Below are 6,289 nucleotides of genomic sequence, written 5' to 3'. Positions count from 1 at the left end.
CGTGCAGCACATCCCAACCGAGGAGCGTCACGTCTGGACGCAATACTCGATGCTGAGCCGGTTTTTCGGCGAGCGTGTCGGCGGCGTCCGTTTCTTTGAAATCCTCGACCATTTGAAGATGGATCCACTGGTCAATTATCCGGTCCTCGAACTTCAGCACGCCTGCCTGGCGCTTGGTTTTCAGGGCATTCACCGGACGTCAGGGGGCGGACTTGCGAACCTGCAGCTGATCCAGCGTAACCTCTATGAATTGCTGCGCCGGGTCCGGCCGAAGACGATGACCGACCTGTCGCCCAACTGGCGCGGGCAGGCGCTGGCGGGGCGCCGGCAGCGTTTGCGTGTTCCGGTCTGGCTCGTGGCGGCCGTCGTCGCCGCGCTGCTGACCGGGTCCTATTTCGTCCTGCGGACGCTCCTCGCTGGCCGGGCAGAGAATGCTGCCGAGGTGGCGCTCGCGCTTCATCCGGCCGGCCCGATCGAGCTCAAGCGCCAGGTCGTTGCACCACCGCCGCCGCCTCCGCCTCCGCCGCCACCGGATCGCATCACCCAGTTGCAACGCATCCGCAACGCGCTCGCGAAGGAGAACACAGCCTGTGCCATGACCGCGGACCAGACCCCCAGTTTCATCGTGATCAGGGTCTGCGATCTGGCCTTGTTTGCATCGGGCCAGGCGACCATCCTCGACGGTTTCAAGCCGATCGCACTCCGCGTCGCAGCAACCCTCGACAAGGAGCCGGGACGGATCCGAGTCGTTGGCCATACCGACAGTTCGCCGATCCGCACAGTCCGCTTCCCGACAAATTTCGAGTTGTCGGTCGAGCGCGCCAAGGCGGTTGCCGCGGCACTCAAGCCTGGCTTGACCGATGGTTCGCGCGTCGACGTCGAGGGCAAAGGAGCAGATGCGCCAATCGCCAGCAACACGACACCCGAGGGACGCGCCAAGAACCGGCGCGTCGAGATCTTTATCGAACGCAGCGAATAGGCAGATTCCACCGGGTCAGGTGGTTTGCGACAGGTACGGTTAGATGCTTGCCAAGGACATTCTTCGCATTGTTCTCTACGGAGTCGGGCTCAGCTCGCTCGGAGCGGTGATCTATTTCGCCGGTCCCTTCATTGCGTTCGGCGATTGGCGGCCGCTGGAGAACCATATCGTCCGGCAGATCGCTATTCTGCTGCTCACCACGATCGTGGCAGGCATCGTTGGCCTCAATCTGTTCAAGCGGCGCAAGGGTGCCAAGGAGATTGCCGATGGCATCGCTGGTGCGGACCAGCCTGTCAGCGATGAACCGGTGCTCAAGGAGCGCATGAAGGATGCGCTCGCGACGCTGAAGACCGCCAGCGGCAACAAATCGGGCTTTCTCTACGATCTGCCGTGGTACGTCATCATCGGTCCGCCCGGCGCCGGCAAGACCACGGCGCTGGTCAATTCCGGGCTCAAATTTCCGCTCGCGCGCGGGGCGACGCCCGCGGCGATCGCGGGGGTCGGCGGTACCCGCTACTGCGATTGGTGGTTTACCGAGGAGGCGGTGCTGATCGATACCGCCGGCCGCTACACCACCCAGGACTCCAATAGCAAGGCCGACAAGGACAGCTGGCTGGCGTTCCTGGACATCCTGAAGAAAAGTCGATCACGTCAGCCGATCAACGGCGTCCTTGTCGCCATCAGTATCGAAGACATTCTAACGCTGCCGAAGCAGGAGCTCGCACTTCACGCCGATGCCATCAGGATGCGCCTGCTCGAGCTGCATCAGAGGCTCAAGGTCAGCTTCCCGGTCTACGCGCTATTTACCAAGGCCGATCTCGTTGCCGGCTTCACCGAGTATTTCGCCTATCTCGGGGATGCCGGCCGCCGCCAGGTCTGGGGTGCCACGTTCCAGACCGCCGACAAGACCCAGAATCTGGTGGGGCAGATCCCGGTCGAGTTCGACCGTCTGCTGGAGCGCCTGAGCGAGGAGACGCTCGACCGTCTGCAGGACGAGCCGACGCCCCAGCACCGCGTGCAATTGTTCGGCTTTCCGGCACAGATGGCGCGGCTCAAGCCGCAGATCCACGATTTCCTCAACCTGATCTTCGAGCCGACGCGCTATCACGTGAACGCGAACCTGCGCGGTTTCTACTTTACCTCGGGTACGCAGCAGGGCACGCCGATCGACCAATTGATCGGATCGCTGGCGCGTACGTTCGGCGCTGAGGAGGTCGGTTCCGGATCCTATTCGGGCACGGGCAAGAGCTTTTTCCTCGCCGATCTGATTTCCAAAGTCATCATCGGTGAAGCCGACTGGGTCTCGACCGACCGTGCCGCGGTGCGCCGCGCGCTGATCCTGAAAACCGCGGCCCTGTCATTGATCGGCCTGGTCTCGATCGGACTGATCGCAGCCTGGCTGACGAGCTACAAGCGGAACTCCGATTTGATTGAGCAAAGCCTGCAGGCCGATAGCGAGTATGCAGCCGCCGGCGCACCACTTATCAAACAGACGCTGATTGCTGATCATGATCTAGACAAGGTGTTGCCGCTACTCTACCGGCTGCGCAACGCCCCGGCAGGCTACGGATCGCGCGGCGAGTCGGTGCCTCTGTCGGCTCGCTACGGGCTCAGTCAGCACGCCCGGCTGCTGTCGCCCTCGAAGGCGGCCTATCATACGGCGCTTGAGCGCATGTTCCGGCCGCGCCTGCTGTATCGCCTGGAGGAGCAGCTCAATGCGCGAATAAGCGAACCTGCCTTCGTCTACGAGGCGCTCAAGGTCTATCTGATGGTCGGCGGCCTGCAGTCGCCGGACCGTGAGTTGATCCGTTCCTGGATGCAACGTGACTGGGCGGACAACCTCTATCCTGGCGCCACCAACGCGGAAGGGCGGCGTCTGCTCGACGAGAACCTCGTGGCAATGTTCGACCTCGAGACCGAACAGCAGCCGCTGGTCGAACTCGACGGCCGGTTGATCAAGCAGGCCCAGAGCTCCTTGGCGCGCCTGAGCGTGTCGCAACGTGCCTACGAGTTTCTGAAATCGGAGATATGAGGTGCTGCGGGCGCTTTCGGCGCCGACCTCGCCGATGCGGCAAATTCTGGAATCGGTGCGCGACGAGACGGTGCTAACCAAGGAACGGGCGAAGCCGGCGAGCGCTTCGGCAGCAGCTGCAGCACCGGCGCCAGCACTCTTCACGAATGCCCAGGATGGACCGCCTGGCGCGATGATCGAGGCGCAGTTCAAACCTTACCACGCGGCGCTCGAAGGCGAGAGCACCCGCCGGCCGATCGACTCGACCGTCGCGAACCTGAACGACATCGCGCAGAACCTGACGCTGATCATCGAGAACCCCCAACTGACCGCACAGGCCACAGCTGCGCTTCAGACCCAGGTCGCAGCGCTCCGCAACAATGCCTCGCGCATGCCGCCGCCATTCTCCGACATGCTGCGAGCAGCAGCCGCGGAGTTCGAAGGCAGCATAGCGGCTTCAACCGCCGGGCAAATCCTTCAAACGTTGCGCGATCAGGTCACGCCGGTCTGCCAACAGACCGTGACCAACCGCTACCCGTTTATCCGCAGCAGCAGCCAGGAAGTCCCGCTGGCGGATTTTGCCAAATTGTTCAGTCCGAACGGCGTTATGGACAAGTTCTTCACCCAGTACCTGGCACCTTATGCCGACACGTCGCGATCGGACTGGGTTTGGCGAAAGGAGAGCCCCGTTGGTCGGTCGTTCTCGCCGGATACGCTCAAGCAATTCCAAAACGCGGCCTATATCCGCGACGCCTTCTTCCAGACCGGCGGCGGTGTGCCGGCGGTATCGTTCGCGATCCGGCCGCCTGGGGCAGCCGGGCCAGGCGTGACCGTCAAGACCGAGATCGGCGGCACCACAATTACAAGCCCAACCACACCTGGTCCAGCGACCTCATCCTTGTTCGGCGGTCCGCAACCTACGCCGCCGCAGCAGCCACAGAGCAACTCGCCAACGACCGTCCTATGGCCGGGCCCCGCGCCGCGAACGGCAATTTCAGTCAGCAACGACACCGGCCCGCCATCCGTGCTTGAGCGCATTGGTCCCTGGTCGTTGTTTCGGATGCTGGAGGCGGGCTCGCTAGTGGTGAAAGCGGAAACGGCCAGCGCGACTTTCATCGTCGCCGGGCGCGAGCTCAGCTATCAAATTTCGACTGGATCGTTGCGCAACCCGCTGAACCTGTCAGTGCTGCGTGAGTTTCGTTGCCCGACCGGGATATGACCATGCGTTGCGGGTTATTCGGCAAAATCGGCGCGAAGCGCGATTTCATCGCGATCGCAACCCCGCGCAGTTTCCTGGAAGCGTGGGAGCCGTGGGTACAGGCTGCGCTGTCAGCAAGTCGCCACCAGCTTGGCCCAGGATGGCAGCAGGCCTTTCTGACCGCGCCGGTCTGGCGGTTTTGGCTCGGTGCCGCAATCTGCGGAACAACGGTGGCGGGGGCGATTATGCCCTCGCTCGACGGGGTGGGGCGATACTATCCCTTGACCCTGCATGCCGTGACCGGCGAGGCCGTCTCGCTGCCGCCGCCGAGCATTGATCCGCAGGACGAATGGTTCGGGCAAGTGGAGGCGTTCCTGCTTTCGACCCTGGATCGGGCCGCGACCTACGAGCAGATCTCCGATGGGTTGGACCGGCTTGCGGTGCCACGACTGCAGGAGACCATCGCCAGCGGTCCGCCGATCACGTCGCTTGGTACTGCGGCAATGGGGAGGCCTTCGGCGGTCGACGCCTTCGCGGGGGCGTTTGCAGCACTTTGCGCCGCCAACCCACAGGTCTACGCCGCGGCTAGCTTCTGGTGGACCGCCGGAGGGGAAGGCTTTCCGCCCATGGCGCTGAGTTGCCGCGGACTACCAGATCCGTTTCACTACATTACGCTGCTGACCGGTGATCCCGGCCTCGCGGCATCCGGGAATAGATGACGCACGATGGTGCATACTCCTTCCTTGTTCGATGTTGGTAGCGTTACCCATGCCGGAAGGGTGCGGGAGCGGAACGAGGATTCATGTTTGGTACGAACCGACGTTGGCCTGTGGGCCGTCGCCGACGGTATGGGTGGTCACGAGGCCGGCGATCTCGCCAGTCGCATTGTAGTGCAGTCGCTTGACGCGATCGGCACGCCAGAATCAGCCGCAGACCTGCTGGCGGAATGCGAGGAGCGGCTATTCAGCGCAAACCAGCAGATACTGGCGCTTAGTCATGAACGACAGGGGGCCACCGTCGGGACTACAGCGGCGGTTCTGCTCGTTCGCGATAGCTACTATGCCTGCATATGGGCGGGTGACAGCCGGGTTTACTTGATCAGTCGCGGCGCCATTAGCCAAGTGTCGCATGATCACAGCGAACTGGAGGAACTGATCGCCGAAGGTGCGCTGTCGCGCGAAGACGTGAATGATTGGCCGAGCAATGCCATTACACGCGCCGTCGGTGTCGCCGATGATCCGGAATTTGAGGTGGTAACAGGCCCGGCCGAGCCGGAGGATGTCTTCGTGATCTGCAGCGATGGCCTGACCAGGCACGTGCGGGACGACGAGATCCTGCAGCACGCGGCTACGCGACGCGCCCAGGCAGCTTGCGATGACATGCTCGCGCTGGCTCTTGATCGTGGCGGGCTTGACAACGTAACGATTGTGATCGTGCGACTGCTGACGCCGCGATCTCAGGAGGCGACAAGATCTCCGCTTAATCGCGAGCCGCAACCATGACCCCGAACGATCCGTTCCGACCGTCCTATCAGGGCGTGCCCCCCGGCACCCGTCTCAACGGCATCTACGAGATCGAAGCGGTGATCGGCGCGGGCGGCATGGGTGAGGTCTACAAATGCCGAGAGATCCAGACTGGATCGCCTGTTGCCGTGAAAATGCTATTGCCCGACATGGTCGATAACGAGGCGGCGCTCGCGCTGTTCCGTCGAGAGGCCGCGGCACTCCACAATCTTCCGCATGACGCGATCGTTCGCTACTTCCTGTTTACGGTGGAGCCGGTGCTGCTGCGACCGTATCTCGCGATGGAGTTCGTGAATGGCCGCTCGCTCTCGAACATGCTCGACGATGGACCGTTGACTTTCGAGGCGCTGATCAAGCTGATGCTGCGCGTCGCATCGGGACTGGAGGCTGCCCATGAGCACGGCATCATCCATCGCGACGTTTCTCCGGACAACATCATTGTTCCGCTCGACGACGTCAGGCGGGCCAAGATCATCGACTTCGGCATAGCCCGGTCGACCCAGATGGGTGACAAGACCATCATCGGCTCGGGCTTCGCTGGCAAGGACAACTACGCATCGCCGGAACAGGTAGGGTTG

The 6,289-nt window shown here is 62.8% G+C and carries 4 protein-coding genes and 1 pseudogene; all 5 read left to right on the top strand.

The features are described from left to right. Positions 1-49: 49 nt before the first annotated feature. Positions 50-979: a type VI secretion system protein TssL, long form gene (gene tssL / locus AC1D00_RS32690; protein WP_477013508.1), complete on the top strand. Its 930-nt coding sequence runs from the start codon at positions 50-52 to the stop codon at positions 977-979. A gap of 43 nt (positions 980-1,022) precedes the next feature. After that, positions 1,023-4,209, top strand: a pseudogene (gene tssM, locus AC1D00_RS32685) (type VI secretion system membrane subunit TssM). Further along, positions 4,206-4,907 carry a type VI secretion system-associated protein TagF gene (gene tagF / locus AC1D00_RS32680; protein WP_477013507.1) on the top strand — a complete coding sequence of 234 codons (702 nt, stop codon included), beginning with the start codon at positions 4,206-4,208 and terminating at the stop codon, positions 4,905-4,907. The pseudogene tssM and the gene tagF overlap by 4 nt, the downstream one beginning before the upstream one ends. A 6-nt stretch (positions 4,908-4,913) precedes the next feature. After that, entirely contained in the window at positions 4,914-5,690 is a 777-nt protein-coding gene (locus AC1D00_RS32675; protein ID WP_135172907.1) for a PP2C family protein-serine/threonine phosphatase, read from the top strand. After that, positions 5,687-6,289 (top strand): serine/threonine protein kinase (locus tag AC1D00_RS32670; protein ID WP_477013506.1); only part of this gene is annotated, 603 nt, incomplete at its 3' end. The genes AC1D00_RS32675 and AC1D00_RS32670, both read left to right, overlap by 4 nt.

It is taken from the genome of Bradyrhizobium sp. P2_E8, from assembly GCF_056403875.1.
This window is presented reverse-complemented; position numbering and strand designations above follow the sequence as displayed.